Origin of the sequence: Alteromonas gracilis, from assembly GCF_002993325.1 — a bacterium.
Classification (GTDB): Bacteria; Pseudomonadota; Gammaproteobacteria; order Enterobacterales; family Alteromonadaceae; genus Alteromonas; species Alteromonas gracilis.
Genome location: NZ_PVNO01000024.1, coordinates 169,827 through 187,839, shown reverse-complemented (window position 1 = coordinate 187,839; position 18,013 = coordinate 169,827). Strand labels below are relative to the sequence as shown.

Genomic DNA, 18,013 nt, shown 5'->3' with positions numbered 1-18,013 from the left:
CAGTGACGCACTTGCTTTTAAGTTTGTAAGACACGAATTATTTTCGTGAATGTATTCCTTTCTAAAGAGGTTCATCATGAACAGACCTGCTAACAGGTTTCTTCTAAAACCCATCAGCTTAGCCGTTGCTGCGAGCATTGTGCTTCCAACGTCTATGGCTTTCGCTCAATCGAATGAAGAAGAAGTGATTGAGGAAGTTGTCGCGACCGGTACACGCCTTAAAGGCACGGCAACGGCAGTAATGGAAGAACGTAAAAATCAAGCCTTCGTAGCTGATATAATGGGTGCAGAGCAGATCGCTCGTACTGGTGACAGTGATGCTGCGGGCGCACTTCGCCGTGTAACTGGTCTAACACTTGTAGATGGTCGTTTCATCTATGTTCGTGGCCTTGGTGAGCGTTACTCATCAACACAATTAAACGGCGCAATCGTGCCAAGCCCAGATCCAACGCGTAACGTAATACCTCTCGACTTGTTCCCGTCGAGCATTATCGAAAGCCTTGCGGTTCAGAAATCGTATTCACCATCTATGCCCGCGGCTTTCGGTGGTGGTAACGTAAATATTCGATTGAAATCTATACCTACACAGCGTGTTTTCAACGTATCTGCTGCACTTGGTATTGATACAGAAAACTCAGGCGACGTATTAGATTATGCTGGTGGTGGTCGCGACTGGACCGGTGAAGATGATGGAACACGTGCAGCCTCCGCTGCTATTCAAGAGCGTTGGGATTCAAAGAACTTCTTGGATGATCTAGAGCCAGAAGAAGCATTAGAGTTATTCAAAGGCGTCAACAGGGAATACGGTCTTGAGAGAACGTCGGCTGACCCCGATATGCGTGTGAACGTCACTTATGGTGATAGCTACGACTACGATGATGATTGGCGTTTTGGCTTTCTAGTAACTTCGCGATATTCAGCGCAAACCCGTTCATCAGAAGAATACGAACTTCAAGACCCTGACTTAGTGGGTGATGACATTATTAATGTTCGCTTCTTTGATGATATCCAAGGTACTGAGCAAACGGTGACTTGGTCTTCTCTATTGACACTAGGTGTAGACTATAACCGTCAACATCGTATTGATTACAGCCTTATCGTATTAAACGATACGCGTGATGAAATTCGCGAGATGTTTGGTAACACAGAAAACTTGAACCAAGCAGAAGGCTTGCGTATTCGAGATATTGACGTTCAGTATGAAGAGCGCTCGCTGTATACCAATCAGATTAAAGGTCAGCATACAATCCCAGAGCTAAACTTCATGGGGATTGACTGGACGTACTCATTAGGCCGCTCTGTGCGCCATGCGCCAGGTAACTTCAATGCTCGTTTCGTCATGGAAGATGTGAATCAAGACGGTATCTTCGACGACGAGAACGAAATCTTTTTGTCAGATGCGCAAACTGCGGCTCGCTATACTTTCCAGGATCTTCACGATCGCTTGGAAAACTTTGGCTATAACGTGACTTATCCGATGTCATTGGGTAAGTGGGAAACAGAGTACAAGGTAGGTGCAAGCTTCGTCACAAAAACACGTAATGCTGAAAACCGTCGTTTCGACATCAATACGCTTGGTGTTGAAGACCGTTCAATTCTGGACGGTAACGACTTTAGCGAAATCTTCAGCGACAGCGTTTTAGACACCCTATCTTTGTCTAGCCGACCAATTATTCGTGATACGACTATTGCTGGTGATGACTACGTAGCAGGTCAAAAAATTGATGCGTACTACCTTGAAGCTGACTTCTTCTATGACAACAAATGGCGTTTCACTGGTGGCGTACGCTGGGAAGACTTCCGTCAGGTAGTGGCGCCGCTAGATCCGCGCACAAACCAGTTTGATTTGAGTGATGAAGCGGATCGTTCGCAGCTTGCGTTCCAAGAAGACGGTTTCTATCCAGCGCTTGCTGTGACTTACTTCTTAGAAGACGATATGCAGCTACGTGCAAGTATCGGTCAAACGGTAGTTCGCCCTGATCTTCGTGAGGTTTCTTCGGCGACTTACTTAGACCCGTTAACTAACTTCCCGATTGCGGGTACACCTGGTGTAAGCACAACAGATATCATTAATTATGATTTACGTTGGGAATGGTACCGAGAAGCGGGTAACAACGTGTCTGTAGGCCTATTCTATAAAGACATGGAGGCGCCAATTGAATCGGTACAGTCTCCAGCTCAGGATGGTCCACCGCTAATTCGTATTGCTAACGCTGAATCTGGCGAGGTGTACGGGGTTGAAGTTGAATTCCTACAGGACTTAGCCTTCATTGGCGACGGTATTTGGGACAACTTGTTTACCACTGGAAACATTACTGTGAGTGACTCTGAAATTGTATTAGACCGTCAGAATATCGTTGAGCAAACCGGTGTGTCTGCGGCAATTACAAATGTAGAGCGTCGTATGACAGGTCATTCTCAGTATGTGTTAAACATGCAATTAGGCTATGACTCAGACAACGGTGAACACTCTGCGTCACTTGTTTACAACGTATTCGGTGAGCGTATCCTGATCGCGGGTATCGATGGTTTCGATGATAACTTCGAACAACCATTCCATTCACTTGATATGGTTTACAAGTACTACCCAGACTTTAATAGCACTGTCACATTACGTGTTCAGAATATCCTAGGTGAAGATCGTGAAATTGAGTTCAACGATACGCTGCTTAGGTCAGAGACAAGGGGAACAGGTATTAGGTTGTCATTTAAATACGACTTCTAAACCTGAACTTATTGCCAAGGCCGCTATTCAGCGGCCTTTTTTATGCGATGAAGATGACACTTTTGGTCTATTTATGACAGTTCCGTAATAAAACTGTCACAGAAAACTCCTATCCTACGCGCAGAAATTTATAGTCGGATACAACCGATTTCTTTTAACTTTAAAGGTTTGAATGTATGAAGCTTATCAATGCCTTGCTTGTAGCAGGTGCGCTAGCAGCGACACCCGTGCTTGCACAAGACGATGAAGTCTTAAAACCCGTTGTCGATGAGGCAGCGAAAATAAACGAGTCAGCGGCGAAATCGCAAGAAAAGATTAACGGTATTACCGATCAAATCGACAGCAAACTTCAACAGTTCAAAACATTGATGAAAGAAATCGAAGGCCTTGAGGTTTATAACACTCAGCTTCGTAAGCAAATCAATAACCAAGAACAAGAAATGGCAGACTTAAACGCTGCTATCGATGAAGTATCTGTTGTTGAGCGTCAAATCACACCACTTATGATGCGTATGATTGACGGCCTAGAGCAGTTTGTTGCGCTAGACGTACCTTTCCTTCCTGAAGAGCGCGCAAATCGCGTAGCTGACCTTCGCGCTATGATGGATCGTGCCGACGTTGCTGCGTCTGAAAAATTCCGTCGCGTAATGGAAGCGTATCAGGTAGAGATGGACTACGGCCGCACTATGGAAGCGTACAGCGGTATTCACACAATTAACGGTCAAGAGCGTGACGTTGAGTTCCTACGCCTTGGTCGTACAGCGCTAATTTATCAAACACGTGATGCAAGCATGCAGGGTGTTTGGAACAAGCAAACTCGTCAGTGGGAAGAGCTTGATAGCAGCTACCGTACACAAATTACAAAAGGTCTGCGCATGGCGAAGAAGCAACTTGCACCAGACTTGCTAATGCTGCCAGTGGCAATTACAGACTAAGAGGTTGATGAGAATGTTTAACACAGTAAAACGTATCGCTGTTGGTCTAGCAGCCCTTAGCATCAGCGTTGGTGCTTTCGCACAAAGCGACCGTGCCATGGACTTAGACGCACTTCTTAAGCAACTAGAAGAAGGTCAGTTCGCACAGTCTCAGCAAAACAAACAGCGCGAGCGCGATTTCCAAGCGCAACGTGCAGAGCAAGATCGCATTCTTCGCGAAACCCGTGAAAAGCGCGACCAAATGCTTGCACAATCAGAGCAGCTTGAAACTCAGTTCGAAGAAAACGAATTCAAACTGGCTGACTTAAACGGTGCACTAGACACGCGTCTTGGTTCACTAAAAGAGCTATTCGGTGTACTTCAGCAAATCGCTGGTGACACCAAAAATAAATTCTATAACTCAGTTATTTCTGCGCAAATTCAAGGCCGTTCAGAGTTCCTTGACCAAATGGCACAAGATATGGGTTCAAGCTCAAAACTTGCTTCAATTGAAGAAATTGAGCGCGTGTGGTTTGAAATGCAGCGTGAAATGACTGAATCAGGCAAGGTGACTACCTTTACCACTGACGTTGTTGAAGCTGGCGGCGAGAAAGTTAATAAGTCGGTAGTACGCGTTGGTCCATTTGCGCTAGTTGCTGACGGCAAATACTTAGACTACAACGGCGTAACAGGCACAGTGTCTGAACTAGTACGTCAACCTGCTGACCGTTACAACGACTCTGCTGCAAAACTACAAGCATCAAATGGTGAGCTAGTTCAATTTGGTATCGACCCGACAGGTGGTTCAATCCTTGGTCTTCTAGTTCAAGCGCCAAATCTTAAAGAGCGCGTAGAGCAGGGCGGTGTTGTAGGTTATATCATTCTTATCGTTGGTGCGTTTGGTTTACTACTTGCTCTAGAGCGTCTTGTAACGCTTACGCTGACACGCATGAAAGTAAACAAGCAGCTTAAGAGCAAAGAAGTTAACACTAACAACCCGCTTGGCCGTGTACTTAAAGTACGTGACGAGCATCCAAACGCTGATGTTGAAGCGCTTGAGCTTCACCTTACAGAGGCGATTTTGGGTGAAGTACCAAAGTTAGGTCGTAACTTAACTATCATTAAGATTATCTCAGTAGTTGCGCCGCTAATGGGTCTACTAGGTACGGTAACGGGTATGATTAACACCTTCCAGGCAATTACCTTGTTTGGTACAGGTGACCCGAAACTAATGGCAGGCGGTATTTCAACTGCACTTGTAACAACAGTACTAGGTCTTGTTGTAGCGATCCCAATGACATTGCTTTATGCAATGCTTAACACACGTTCTAAGAACATTGTGTACATACTACAAGAACAGGCGTCTGGCGTAATTGCAGAGCGCGCTGAGCGAGGCTAATCATGATCGAGTTTCTAGAAGCAATTCGCGATTTCACAGAAACAGGTGGCCAGGTTCTCCTGGTCATCGGTCTGCTGATATTCGTTATGTGGCTTTTGATCCTCGAGCGTGCGATGTATCTGATGGTTTGGCACAAGCAAGCCAAGAAAGAAGCGATAGCAATGTGGACAGCACGTGCCGATCGCTCTTCTTGGTTCGCCGAGCAAGTTCGTCAGAAAACAATTTCACAGTTAACCATGCGCCTAAACGGCAGCATCCCAATTATTCAGTCTCTGGTAGCGCTTTGCCCGCTGCTAGGCTTGATGGGAACGGTTACCGGTATGATTGAAGTGTTCGATGTGATGGCGATTGCGGGCTCAGGTAATGCTCGTTCAATGGCATCAGGTGTATCGAAAGCCACTATCCCCACAATGGCGGGCATGGTTGGCGCACTTTCAGGCGTATTCGCCGCTACCTGGTTAACACGTATGGTGAAATCAGAACGCACGCATCTTGAGGATGCATTGATTATTCAACGTTAATGCTAGCTAAGCATTAAGGTAAGGTATTTATTATGAAGCAGCACTTTCAAAACTTAGTCGATGAAGAAGAAGCAGCCATCGACATGACGCCCATGCTGGACGTTGTATTTATCATGTTGATCTTCTTTATCGTGACTGCGTCATTTGTGAAAGAAGCCGGTATTGATGTTAACCGTCCTGAAGCAGCCACAGCTGTGAAAAAGGATCGCGCCAACATTCTTATCGCTATTTCAGATAAAGGCGAAATTTGGATAAACAAGCGTCGTATTGATGTCCGCGCCGTGCAGGCGAATATTGAGCGCCTACACGCTGAAAACCCACAGGGTACTGTTGTTATTCAGGCTGACAAAAAGGCCACAACAGAAACCTTGATTAAGGTTATGGACGCGTCACGAGCCGCTGGCGTTTACGATGTTTCGATTGCAGCCCAAGAGCAATAAATCATGCCACGATATTTAATCGCATTTGTTATCTCCCTTGCGATCACGTTAGGCCTGTTCTTCTTGATGCAATCGCTTATCAAGATGGGTGGCAGCGCGCTAACTGAGCCGCCCAAGGGAAGCGTGCTTGACTTTGTAAGGGTCAAGCAGGACGAGCAGGTTGAGAAAAAAGATCGTAAGCCAAAGAAGCCACCTAAGCCAAAAGAGCCCCCTCCGCCAATGGAGCAACCTCAAATGGACTCGCCTTCTCCTGATGCAGAAGGTACGTCGATGGATTTCGGGGCTGAAGTGGGAGACGACATCTCTTTAGATGGGGGCTTGGCCCTTGAGTCAGGTGACGGTGAATACCTCCCGATCGTTAAAGTTGCGCCGGTATATCCACGACGCGCACTTCAACGGGGCATTGAAGGCTTTGTTATTGTTGAATTTACGGTAACTAAGCAAGGTGCGGTGCGCGACCCAATTGTTGTAGAAGCAAACCCAGAAGGTATATTTGAACAAGCGGCTATCGATGCTGCCATGAAGTTCAAATATAAACCTCGCGTGGTTAATGGCGAAGCAACAGAAGTGTCTGGTGTGCAAAACCGTATTACGTTCCAAATTGACGGGTAACAGAACATGATGAGAAAACAGACGAATACATTGCTTAGTGCACTGGCGTTTGCATTTGCATCGGCCACAGTATCTTTACCTACTATATTGGTTGCGAGTGACGCTGTTGCGCAAGAGCAAAAAGCGAGCGAAAAGAAAACTCGTCGTGTGCCTACGCTTCGCGGTAAAGTCTACGAGCAGCTAGCCCGTGCCCAAACGGCAGCTGATGAAGCGGGCAATGTAGAAGAAGCTATTTCCATTTTGAAAGAAGTGGAAGATAAGTCTCATTCTATGAATGCCTACGAAAAAGCGATGATGTACAACTTTTTCGGCTTCATTTATTACAACAACGAAGACTATGCGAAAGCGTTGGAATCGTTTGCTAAAGTCGTAGAGCAGCAGCCTATTCCTGAAAAGTTCGAAATGACGACACTTTTCAGCTTAGCGCAGCTTAATCTTATGCAGGGTAATTACGACGACACCATCACTTATTTGGAACGTTGGGAAAGCCTAAATACTGGCCCGGTTCCGGTTAAAAATAAAGTGATAAAAGCCCAAGCGTACTATCAAAATAAGAAGTACGACGAAGCGGCAATGTGGATTTCGGAAGCCGTAGCTGATCACGAAGCGGAAGGTATGATCCCTGATGAAGGCTGGTTAATACTCCAGCGTGCTATTTTCTATGAACTCAAGCAGCCTCAAAAGGTTAAAGACGTTCTAGTTAAAATGGTGAAGCTGTTTGACGAGCCTAAGTATTGGATCCAGTTAGCCGGCATGTACGGTGAGCTAGGTGAAGAGCGTAAGCAGTTGGCTATTATGGAAACCGCTTATCAGCGTGGGTTTGTTAATACATCCGCTGATGTGTTCAATATGGCACAGCTTTATTATTATCACCGTGTACCGTATAAAGGTGCTAAGTTGATGGAACAGGCGATGAACGACGGTGTGCTAGAGAAAAACTTGCGCAACCTTAAGTTCTTAGGCCAAAGCTGGTCGCTTGCCAAAGAGCAAGACAAAGCCATTCCCGTTATGATGCAAGCCGCTGAGCTTTCTGACGATGGTGAATTAGATGCGCAACTTGCTCAAATTCTTCTTAATGAAGAGCGTTTTGACGATGCCATCTCTGCGGCAGACCGTGCGGTTGAAAAAGGTGATTTGAGAAACCCGGGTTTGGTTTACTTGATCAAAGGGATGGCACTTTACAACAAGAAGCAATATGCCCTTGCGCTCAATCAGCTAGCTGAAGCAGAAAAGCATCAGAAAAGCCGTGCGATGGCACAGCAGTGGAAGCAATTTGTACAAGGCGAAAAACGTCAGGCTGACGCTATTGCCGCTGAGCTAGGCGCTAGTTAGTAACAGCTAAGTTTGAAGCTTAAAAATTCAAAGGGTCGAGTAATCGGCCCTTTTTTATGCGCATAAGTTTTTAATTTGATATTTGATAGGTTTACTCTTACTGCGCCTTTATTACAAATATGCGGATGTTTGTGCGATGAGAACTTGTGACGATAACTCGTAATTATCTATGCGTACTGGTATTAAAGGTTTTTAGGGAGTAAATCACTCACTGATACAACTTTTCCTTCCGCTTCCAATTCGTTCCAATAGTGCTTGGTCTCGATAATTTCGTCTTTTATTGATAAAAAGCAGTCGACTAATCTAGGGTCAAAATGCTTCCCCGAACCTTGAAGTAAATAGTCGAATGCTTCCTCATCATTCCATGCTTTTTTGTAAGGGCGCTTCATTGTAAGGGCATCAAAAACATCTGCAATGGCTACAATACGGGCGCTTTCTGGGATGTTCTCTCCTGCCAATCCTTGCGGATAGCCAGCACCATTCCATTTTTCGTGGTGACATAGGGCAATCTCAGCAGCAAGATTAAATAGTGGAGTATCACAACGGGAGAGAATTTTATGCCCTATTTGCGCATGAGATTGCATAACTTCCATTTCACTGTTAGTAAGCCTGCGCGGCGCTTTTAAAATTGAGTCAGGTATTCCTATTTTTCCTGTATCGTGCATGGGGGCGGCTTGCGCGAGTAGGCATGCATCATCATAAGACCAGCCCGAGGCCATGGCTAAGCATTTGCTGTAAGCGGCCATTCGCCAAATATGATGCCCTGTGTCCGTATCATTGTAATGGCCTGCAGCCGCTAGCATAGTAATAGCACTTTGCTGACTTCTGCTAAGTTCTTCAGTGCGTTCAGCCACTAAGTTTTCGGTGGTGCGCATTTGATGTGCGAGACTGAGATGGGTTTTTACTCGCATCAGCGCTATGCTAGGCGAGACCGGTTTCGTAATGTAATCTACTGCACCAAGCTTAAACCCTTTTTCTTCACTTTCTCCTTGAGTTAGTGCTGTCACGAAAATCACAGGAATCTGGCTAAGCACTGCATCTGATTTAAGTCGCTCGCATACCTCAAACCCATCCATATCCGGCATCATGATATCGAGTAAGATAAGGTCAGGCGTATGTTGCTTGGCAATTTTAAGTGCTATAGGCCCTGAGGGGGCGACCTTAACATTGTAAAAAGGGCTGAGTATGCCCAGTAATATATCAATATTCGCTGGCTCGTCGTCAACGACAAGAATATTAAATACGTGTTCGGCGTCGTTAGGTACTTTCATGGATAACGTCATTAATAAGAGTTTCTATAACAGTTAAAGCGCTTTCAAAATCATAAACAGAAGTCAGTTGCTTTAAATGAGCGATGGTGTGAGCGTGGCTTGATTCACTAAATTGTGCGGCGAGCAAAGATATATGCTCTAACGCTTTTGCATCATAGGTTTCAAGCGCGTCTTTTGTTTGTTTTAAAGAAGCCAGTAAAGCGCCGTTGTCAACATCAGGATCAACATTGGTGTTTTCAATTTCATCATTTTTATCAATGGTATGAGCGATCAGTCGCAGTGTGGCATCCAATGCATAAGACAAGTCAGAAACATGTTTTGCGATAGCGGTATCAGGCCGTTGTAACGACTCAAGTAAAACCTCAAGGCAGCGTTCTAGCGTAGTAGCCCCTATTTTACGCGCATCAACGAGTAGCGCGTTTAGCAGGTCGCTTGTATGTGAAGGCGACTGTATGATGTTAAGTAAGTCTGTCATTACGCTGCGTTGACTGTATGCGGTGTAGAACGCCAACAGCGATATGGTAAATTCGTCAGCACGTTCGGGCGCATCAATGTCGATGTAACCTGCGTGAATGTGAGAGTCGATAGTGTGGACTATTTCATCGGCCGTTGCTGGCTTTACTAAGTGATAGCACATACCTGCCGTTAATGCTTTTTCTGAAGCTTCATTAGTCTCATCTGCACTAAGCGCGATTATAGGAGTTAGCCATCCCTCTCTGTTTACGAGCTTGTCTGCAACATCATAGCCTGAAATTCCAGGTAAGTGGCAATCCAGCAAAATTGCGTCAAAGGTGTTCGATTCGCAAAGGGTCAGTGCGTGCTCTCCCGTGGCAGCTGTCACAACCGTCATACCTAAATCCACTAAGATTTGCTGGCTTATTTCAAGACTTATTAGGTCGTCATCTACCACCAAGATACGCTTATTAGACAACCGTTTGATCCGCCATTTTTTACTTTCGAGCCTCTCTTTCGCGGCTTCAGTAAATGGCAATTCAAGTGGAGACAGTGCCGAGATTAATTCTCTGTCAGAGAACGGTAATTCCACAAATCTGAATTCATTGTAACGCTTTTTTCCTAAGCGTTTTTGTACGTCTGCTCTACTGAGTGGGCTTACTATTATATTGCAGCGTAACTGAACATCGTCGTTATTATTCAACCGGTCTAAAAAAACTTTCCAGCTCGCCTCGTTATCACTCAAAAATGCGATGGTTTGTTGCCCGGTTGAAGCAATGCGTGCTTTGTGTTCATCAACAATTTCGCAATTGATGCTAAGCCTCTTCAGCGTTTGCGCGAGAATTTGACATCCTTGCGCTACGCTGTCGTGGGTTTGAATACAAAGTACATCGGAAGGCAAAGATACCGGTAGGAATGGTTTTATAACGGGGCCTTCATCGACACAAACTGGGAGTGAAAAGGCGAAACAGCTACCTTCGTGAATCTTACTTTTAAGAGTAAGCTCCCCGCCCATCAGTTCTACAAGACGTTTGCAAATGGCTAAACCCAGCCCGGTACCACCAAACTTCCTAGAGATGGAGGCATCTGCTTGTACAAACGCATTAAAGAGTTTGGACTTCCCTGCGTCGCTAATACCCATACCGGTATCGCTTACACTGAAAAAGAGTTTGTCTTCTCGCTTGTTTACTTTAAGCACTACATAACCATTGTCTGTGAACTTGATTGCATTGCTTAAAAGATTGAGTAGAACCTGATAGATTTTTTCGCTGTCACCACGGCAAGGCGAATTCGTGTTGTAGCGTATATCAAAAAGTAGCTGTAAACCTTTCTGCTGCGCCTTGACTTGAAAAACTTGTGCAAGCTTCTCAATGGTTTTAGTTAGGGTGAAAGGTTCGTTTAATATATCCACCTTATCAGCTTCAACTTTAGAAAAATCTAAAATACTATTCATTAGTTCTAGCAAGGCATTAGAGCTGCGTTGGACTTTTTCAAGGTATTGCTGGCGTTGGTCTTCGTCCTGCGTTTCCAAGGCTAGGTGAGTAAGCCCAATAATAGCATTCATAGGCGTTCTAATTTCGTGACTCATGGTGGCGAGAAAGTCACTTTTCGCCTTATTCGCGCCTTGAGCGGTGTCGTAAGCTTTCTGTAATTTATGCTCGATAGCTTTTCGACTGCTTATGTCGCTAAAGACTCCCACATGTCCATCCGGCCTGCCGTCTTCGTCAAGCAATGGAACGGCAACGATAGAGATAGGAAACAAACGTCCCCGTTTATCCGTAAAGTAATCTTCGTAAGAAGCGTAAGATTTGCCCGCTCTTATGGACAAATTGACTGGACATTCTTCTCTAGGTAGAAGTGTACCATCCCCTTTTTGATAATGAACGGTATCGTGAAACCGTCGGTCTTCAAGCTCCTCGACAGTCCAGCCTAAAAGACGAGAAGCCGCAGGGTTGAGAAACTGAGCTTTTCCTTCGCCATTTACCGCATATACCCCTTCACCAATACTATTGGTAATACTTTGGTGAAAGGCGCGATCCTCTCTTAGTTTGCGGGCAAGGCGCATCTGTTCCGACATGTCTGTGCAGATAACGACAAGACGATTGACTCGCTTGTTGTATTCCACAATCGGAACAACCGTGGCAAATACCGTCCATGGCTCATTCGTCTTAGTAAAACTGTGCAGTTCTCCTTGCCAAATTTCACCTTTAATCAGCGTTGCTAATATTCTAGTTTGCTCTGCAATGGGAATATTTTGAACCCGAAATATATTGGTACTCTTTCCAATTAATTCGTCGCGAGAGTATCCAGAAAGCTGGCAGCATTTATCATTCGCCGACAGCAAAATGCCATTGAGATCTATAGTTGCCACGATACCGTGTTTATCCATGGCTTTGCGCTGGAGCAACAGCTCATTATTCGCGTTTTTCTGTTCGTTGATCAGTTCATAGGTCAGCGCACTGAGATCGGAAAGATTGGTAAAGTTCTCATCTATGAGCGGCTTGTTTCGCTCTTCAAGCAACTGATTTACTGCACGCCTAAGAGTTTCAATGACGGCTTTCTGTTCGCCGTATTCTTGGCGAACTTTTTTGTTTACCGTCATCAGTTCCTCTGAACTGATGCGCAAACTTCTATCTCTTAGCGTTATATCTCTTTCAAAGAAAGCGTAAGACTCATCGACTCGTGAAATAAGCGATGCTAGCCCTTGTTTGAAATCAGCCGTTCCCTCAATTTGATCGTCATCGCTTTTAGATTTGAGGTCATCGAGCCAGCGCTCGAGTGTCACTGTATCGTCGAGGTTGAATGCTCGACGCAACTGGCGCTCTAATAGTGGGGTCAAGTTGCTTCCCTTAATAACATAATAGTCAACGTCTGGTTGTGTAACTCACACTGGGCCTTATTAAGTAAGGGGCTAATTTCACCATAGGAGTAAAAGCCAGCAATACATACTTGACCGGTAAGTTGACGGTCTATTTCCTCAATTTCTTCTTCAACCCGGTCACCCATAACGAGTTTGCGTCCAACACAGCTAGTAACAAGGGCAAGACAATCAGCATGATAGTTTGGGGGGGAATGGGTAATCCCGTTTATAGCTCTATGAGCGCCGTCTATAAGATCATCCGTCGACGCGTGCATTAAACGTAAGTAGTGACTTTGTTGAACTTCGCCTGCCAAGATTAAGCTTTTCGATGATTCATCTATGCCGAGTATCGTTCTAATGACCTGTGTAGGTTGGCCTTCCTCGTTTAAAACTTCGAAGGGAAACAAGAGTCCACTTGCAGGAAGGTCGTTTGCGTATTCGCCCAAGTACTCTTTATAGATATCAAGCGCAGGTCTACCGTCTAATTCAAAGAGCTGATTCGCAGTAGCTGATGTTACTGCTCTTGCCGGGCCAAACGAACGCCAGCCGCCATGAGCACTATAATCAAATGACAAACTCTCACCATAAAAAGCGATAGCGGCAACGCTTCTGCTGTCGACGCCTTCAGGGTGCAACACATAAGTTTGTTCAAACGCGCCATAGTCTCCGGCTAGTCCTCCGCTTATTCCTATATTTTCGGGTAACTTGGTTGTCAAACCTTCCAACAAGGCTGAGCCATTTACATCAACACCGGGCGCGAGGAGGTACACACCTCTTAGCCCTTCATTGTCTATATCATCTGCCAATGACTGCCCGGTACTAAACGAGCTATTCATGTCTTGTAATCGTGTATGGTAGATTTTGACTTGGGCAATGCTTCTGAAACGTACTGCGACAAGAGTGATACCATTTTCAAAAACTCTGTTGCCAGAAATTTCACCAGCAGTACTACACCCAATGCAATTGTGACAGATTTCAGTCAGCGTATTATGAAATGAGGGAATAAGAAAAAATGTCGGCGAAGCGAAGGCGATAACAAACGATGGTGAAAACGCTCTCAACGCCTCACTCTCAGACTGTAGCTCTTCTAAGCTGGTAAAAAACAGCGTCTTTGAAAGCATTGATATGGATAATGGATTAGTAATTGGTACTTTATAGTATCAACTGAGCTAATTTACAATTTTTGGACGTTATTCTTTCGTAGTAATAAACTGATTTTTAGAGAAAAACAGCCGTTTAAGAAAATACTAAAACGGCTGTTTTTTTTATCATGCGGAGCGAAGTTCTCTACGCAAAATTTTACCAACGGTAGATTTAGGTAGCTCTTCAAGAATAGTAATAGATTTTGGGATCTTATAATTAGTTAATTGCTTTCTGCAGTGTTCGATAACGTCGTCGGTAGATACGTCGGCCGATACAGTAATGAAGGCACAAACTTTTTCACCCGTTTTGTCATCAGGTTTGCCCACGACGGCTGCTTCCATTACGCTAGGGTGCGTGGTTAAAACGTCTTCAATTTCATTGGGGTAAACGTTAAAGCCAGAAACTATAATCATGTCTTTTAAGCGGTCTACGATTTTTATAGCGCCTGACTCGGTGCGTATACCAATGTCCCCGGTTTTAAAGAAACCGTCTTCGGTCATAACTTTAGCGGTCTCGTCATCCCGGTTCCAATAACCCATCATAACTTGGGGGCCGCGCACTGCTATCTGCCCAGACTCGCCCTCGGCCACAGGTTTATCTGAACTGTCTAATAGTGCCACTTCGGTATCTTCTAATTCATGACCTACCGTGCCAATTTCTTCTTTTCCGGGGATGTTGAATGAAACCACGGGCGCCGTTTCAGAAAGACCATAACCTTCGGTAATGGTGTTGCCGGTAACATCTCGCCATATGGAAACGGCTGCCTGAGTAAGGGTGGTGCCCCCTGACATAGTGAGGTGAAGCTTAGAGAAATCTAATTTCGAGAACTCAGGATGGCGTCCTAAGCCCACAAATAAGGTATTAATACCCATGAAAGCAGAAATTTTGTGTGGCTTGAGTGTTTGAATAAAGCCGTCAATATCTCGTGGATTTGGAATAAGGATGATTTGCGTACCCTTAGCAAATAGCGCCATCATACCTACCGTGAATGCATAAATGTGATAAAGAGGTAGCGGGCATACAAGCACCTCTTCACCGTCTTTAAAGCCTTCTCCGATGCGCTCTAGCATCTGAATGCAGTTAGCTAGCACGTTCTTGTTACTTAAAGCCGCTCCCTTAGATACACCTGTGGTTCCCCCTGTATATTGCAACATAGCAAGCTCATCTAGATTTATCGAAGGGCGTTCGAATTGAGGTAACTCACTTCCTATTTCGATTGCTTTACTCAGTGATACCGTACCGTCAAGCGCGGGCGCTGTATTAGGGTCTAAAAGTTCAGTAGCAGACGTAGTGATAACAGTACTGATGTCTGTTTCAGTTTGTATGCTGGTGAACTTTGGAAGTAAATCGCCAAGAATGACCAAGGCTTTTGCACCACTGTCAGTAAACTGATGTTTCATTTCCCTTTCTGTATAAAGTGGGTTGGTGTTGACTACCACTAAACCCGCTCGTAATGCTGCGTATACGGCAATGGGATTCTGAATTAAGTTAGGAAGTTGAATGGCTACTTTAGTGCCCGGGGCAAGTTTAGCTTCGTGAACAAAATATCGCGCTAGTGCAGACGATTTGCTATCTATTTCAGCAAACGTGAGGGTTTGTCCAAGTGCCGTGTAAGCGGGCCTATCGGCAAACTGGTGCATTACATGTTCAATGTAGTCGGCTAGACAGGTCACGTTATCAGGATAAGTTATCATAATGCTTGTTCCTAGTAGGGCATGGTAATTAGGCATTCGTTATACAGTACCAAACTTAACCTTTTATTTACATCTGTGTTAATTTATTCGGCACTATCAATATTATTTATGTTTTTGCTTTAAATTTATTACCTAAGTAGGCAAAGACACACCCAGCAATAACCCCTGCTAAACACTGCGCTAGTAAACCAGCTAAAGAACGAGCGCCAGCGATAAGCGTAACGTTAAGAATAGGCTGCATTGCCATGAGCATTATTCCAAAGGAAACCGCTCCAGCTAATGAAAACAATGCTAAGCGGGTAGGTAATGGCGCACTTTCAGTTCGCTTACTATAAATACGATTGATAAGGTACTGGGTAATGAAAAAGGCAAGGGCGAGTGTCACCACAATAATTAAGCCATAGGTTGGAAGGAGCCCTAGTAAATCTTGCCTTATCATGAAGAGCCAGTCGCTAAACCCAATAGAAACGTCAATCTTTGTAAGCTCCGTCAATACCGCCGTGGTGTGAAGGATACTCGCTAATACAAAGCCCGCGGCCCATGCGGGTATGAAAACAAAAAATGTATGTCGTAAGAATTTTTTCATTGTTTTAGCCAAAAAGCTTCCGGTCGTTGTTATAGGTAAAATGTAGGTTTGACCTATCAAGCTGTTATTTTTTATCGAAAGTGCACGACATAACATAGTACGTTTATCCACATACAACAATCAGTTGATTTATTCGTCAACGCCACGGGTTATTAAAGCGCAGCTCGCCAGCCTAACCGGTATTTATTTTTTTAAATGTGCTGACCATCCGACACATTGAGTCTTTGCAAAAAGCTTTTTAGCCCAACACTATATCGACGAAACGGAAAGGTTAGAGGGATAGTGGGTTTAAAATTTAACCGATCTGTTCTTCACAGGTGTCCGTAAAGATTAACGAATATTTATGGAAATATATTAGCTGGGAGAAAAGTTAACTTTTGTCTCCTGTTAAAATTAGAGGCAAGTTCATTTTCCCAGCTATGACCTAGAAGGCACTAGCATGTCAGATGAACAACACACTACCCCAATACTACTGCTCGCGTTAACGCCAGTTGTACTTACATTGATGATATTAGGCACGCAGATATTTTACTTTGGCGTGTTCGAACCCCACATTCCACTTGCTATTGGCGTGGCGCTCACAAGCCTTGTCGGTATTTATCTTGGCCTCACATGGTTAGATATTCGCGCAGGAATATTTAAAGTCATATTGGTAGCGCTACCGTCCGTAAGCGTTCTTATTGTTGTAGGAATGATTATCGGTATATGGATTGCCAGCGGGACTGTGCCTACTATTATCTATTACGGCCTTAAAACCTTGTCTCCTCAAATTTTCCTTGCGGCTGGCATGGTTATTTGTGCGGTTGTATCAGTATCGCTAGGTACAAGCTGGGGAAGTGTGGGGACAGTCGGGCTCGCACTAATGGGAATTGGTGAAGGTTTTGATATACCCATGTACTGGACTGCCGGTGCTGTGGTGTCGGGGGCATTCTTCGGAGACAAGGTTTCCCCTTTATCTGATACGACAAATCTTGCGCCTGCTGTTACCGGAACTGACGTTTTTTCACATATCAAGAATATGATGGCCACTACCATCCCAGCGATGTTGATTGCGTTTCTAATCTATCTCGGCGTCGGTTACTTCGTTATCGATTCACAAAGTGTCTCTTTTGTGAAAATTGAGGCGATCACTACATCCTTAGCGTCTAATTTTACTATTTCCGGTTGGGCACTGGTGCCGGCTCTTGTTGTTATGGTATTAGCATTAAAGAAATTCTCCCCACTTCCTTCTTTATTTGCAGGTGTTGTTGTGGGCGGCGCTTTTGCGATGGTGATGCAAGGGCAAAGCCTTCAGGCTGTATTTGACTATGCGAATAACGGATATGCTATTCAAACGAATATCGTCGAGATTGATACATTGCTGAATCGAGGTGGTGTTCAATCAATGATGTGGACCATTTCGTTAGTGCTTATCGCCCTAGCATTTGGAGGGGCGCTCGAGACGACAGGCTGTTTAAGAAGTATTATTAATGCGATAAAAAGCAAAGCGAAGACGTTTGCTAGTACGCAGGTTGCGGCGGTTGGTACGGCGTTCTCAACTAACTTAGTAGCGGGCGACCCCTATTTATCGGTAGCTCTGCCAGGACGGATGTATTCTCCGGTTTACCGCGGAATGGGCTACTCTACTCTTAATCTTTCGCGAGGTATCGAAGAGGGAGGAACGTTAATGTCACCTCTTATTCCTTGGAATGCAGGGGGAGCATTTGTTATATCCGCACTTGGTTTGGGCGTGTCGGGAGGCAACCTTGAAAACTTGCTATATATTCCGCTGGCATTTGCCTGCTGGACCGCGCCTCTCATTGGCATCTTCTATGCCTATGTCGGTTGGTTTTCACCTAAAGCCACCGAGAAAGAGCGTGAAGAGTGGAAGTCGACGGGGGCAAAAATTGCGAAGTTTAACGACGACGGAACGCCAGTCACCGATTGAACAGCTCCGACTAATAACTTGCAAAGCGCATAAGGCTTAACGTAGATTCATTAACACGGTTATTGAACGAGACTTTTTTGAGATCCGATAAAAAGTCTCGTTTTCAATTGTGTCTGTGTTGTCCAACTCTTTCGAG

13 protein-coding genes are annotated in these 18,013 nt (G+C 44.8%); 8 read left to right on the top strand and 5 right to left on the bottom strand.

The genetic code is table 11. The features are described 5' to 3' along the window. Positions 1 to 76: 76 nt before the first annotated feature. The 7 genes from C6Y39_RS07895 (at position 77) to C6Y39_RS07865 (ending at position 7,943) form a co-directional block, all read left to right on the top strand. On the top strand, positions 77 to 2,725 hold the full coding sequence (locus C6Y39_RS07895; RefSeq protein WP_039219809.1) for a TonB-dependent receptor domain-containing protein: 2,649 nt from the start codon (positions 77 to 79) through the stop codon (positions 2,723 to 2,725). Between the two features lie 176 nt (positions 2,726 to 2,901). Beyond that, positions 2,902 to 3,660 (top strand): DUF3450 domain-containing protein, encoded by a 759-nt coding sequence (locus C6Y39_RS07890; protein ID WP_014997333.1) that lies wholly within the window; start codon positions 2,902 to 2,904, stop codon positions 3,658 to 3,660. A gap of 13 nt (positions 3,661 to 3,673) precedes the next feature. After that, positions 3,674 to 5,038, top strand: a complete 1,365-nt coding sequence (locus C6Y39_RS07885; protein WP_105930727.1) for a MotA/TolQ/ExbB proton channel family protein — start codon at positions 3,674 to 3,676, stop codon at positions 5,036 to 5,038. A 2-nt stretch (positions 5,039 to 5,040) separates the two neighbouring features. After that, positions 5,041 to 5,559, top strand: a complete 519-nt coding sequence (locus C6Y39_RS07880; protein ID WP_012517279.1) for a MotA/TolQ/ExbB proton channel family protein — start codon at positions 5,041 to 5,043, stop codon at positions 5,557 to 5,559. Between the two features lie 32 nt (positions 5,560 to 5,591). Beyond that, complete coding sequence (locus C6Y39_RS07875) at positions 5,592 to 5,999, top strand: ExbD/TolR family protein (RefSeq protein WP_071817097.1); 408 nt, start codon at positions 5,592 to 5,594, stop codon at positions 5,997 to 5,999. Between the two features lie 3 nt (positions 6,000 to 6,002). After that, the gene (locus tag C6Y39_RS07870) at positions 6,003 to 6,611 is read left to right on the top strand and encodes an energy transducer TonB (protein WP_012517281.1); all 609 of its coding nucleotides are present in this window, start codon (positions 6,003 to 6,005) and stop codon (positions 6,609 to 6,611) included. 6 nt (positions 6,612 to 6,617) lie between these two features. Further along, on the top strand, positions 6,618 to 7,943 hold the full coding sequence (locus tag C6Y39_RS07865) for a tetratricopeptide repeat protein (RefSeq protein WP_105930726.1): 1,326 nt from the start codon (positions 6,618 to 6,620) through the stop codon (positions 7,941 to 7,943). A 182-nt stretch (positions 7,944 to 8,125) separates the two neighbouring features. Here C6Y39_RS07865 and C6Y39_RS07860 read toward each other — a convergent pair whose 3' ends face one another. The 5 genes from C6Y39_RS07860 to C6Y39_RS07840 form a co-directional block, all read right to left on the bottom strand. After that, on the bottom strand, positions 8,126 to 9,214 hold the full coding sequence (locus C6Y39_RS07860) for a response regulator (RefSeq protein ID WP_105930725.1): 1,089 nt from the start codon (positions 9,212 to 9,214) through the stop codon (positions 8,126 to 8,128). Next, positions 9,201 to 12,506, bottom strand: coding sequence for a PAS domain-containing hybrid sensor histidine kinase/response regulator (locus tag C6Y39_RS07855; RefSeq protein ID WP_105930724.1), 3,306 nt, complete (start codon positions 12,504 to 12,506; stop codon positions 9,201 to 9,203). The genes C6Y39_RS07860 and C6Y39_RS07855 overlap by 14 nt, the downstream gene beginning before the upstream one ends. After that, the gene (locus tag C6Y39_RS07850) at positions 12,503 to 13,648 is read right to left on the bottom strand and encodes an FIST signal transduction protein (protein WP_105930723.1); all 1,146 of its coding nucleotides are present in this window, start codon (positions 13,646 to 13,648) and stop codon (positions 12,503 to 12,505) included. The genes C6Y39_RS07855 and C6Y39_RS07850 overlap by 4 nt, the downstream gene beginning before the upstream one ends. A 147-nt stretch (positions 13,649 to 13,795) precedes the next feature. After that, the gene (locus C6Y39_RS07845) at positions 13,796 to 15,364 is read right to left on the bottom strand and encodes an AMP-binding protein (RefSeq protein ID WP_105930722.1); all 1,569 of its coding nucleotides are present in this window, start codon (positions 15,362 to 15,364) and stop codon (positions 13,796 to 13,798) included. A gap of 106 nt (positions 15,365 to 15,470) precedes the next feature. Beyond that, a complete protein-coding gene (locus C6Y39_RS07840) occupies positions 15,471 to 15,950 on the bottom strand; it encodes a hypothetical protein (RefSeq protein ID WP_205664173.1) in 480 nt (159 codons plus the stop codon). A gap of 439 nt (positions 15,951 to 16,389) precedes the next feature. Here C6Y39_RS07840 and nhaC point away from each other — a divergent pair, with 439 nt between their 5' ends. Beyond that, on the top strand, positions 16,390 to 17,877 hold the full coding sequence (gene nhaC, locus C6Y39_RS07835; RefSeq protein ID WP_105930721.1) for a Na+/H+ antiporter NhaC: 1,488 nt from the start codon (positions 16,390 to 16,392) through the stop codon (positions 17,875 to 17,877). The last annotated feature ends 136 nt before the right edge of the window (positions 17,878 to 18,013 follow it).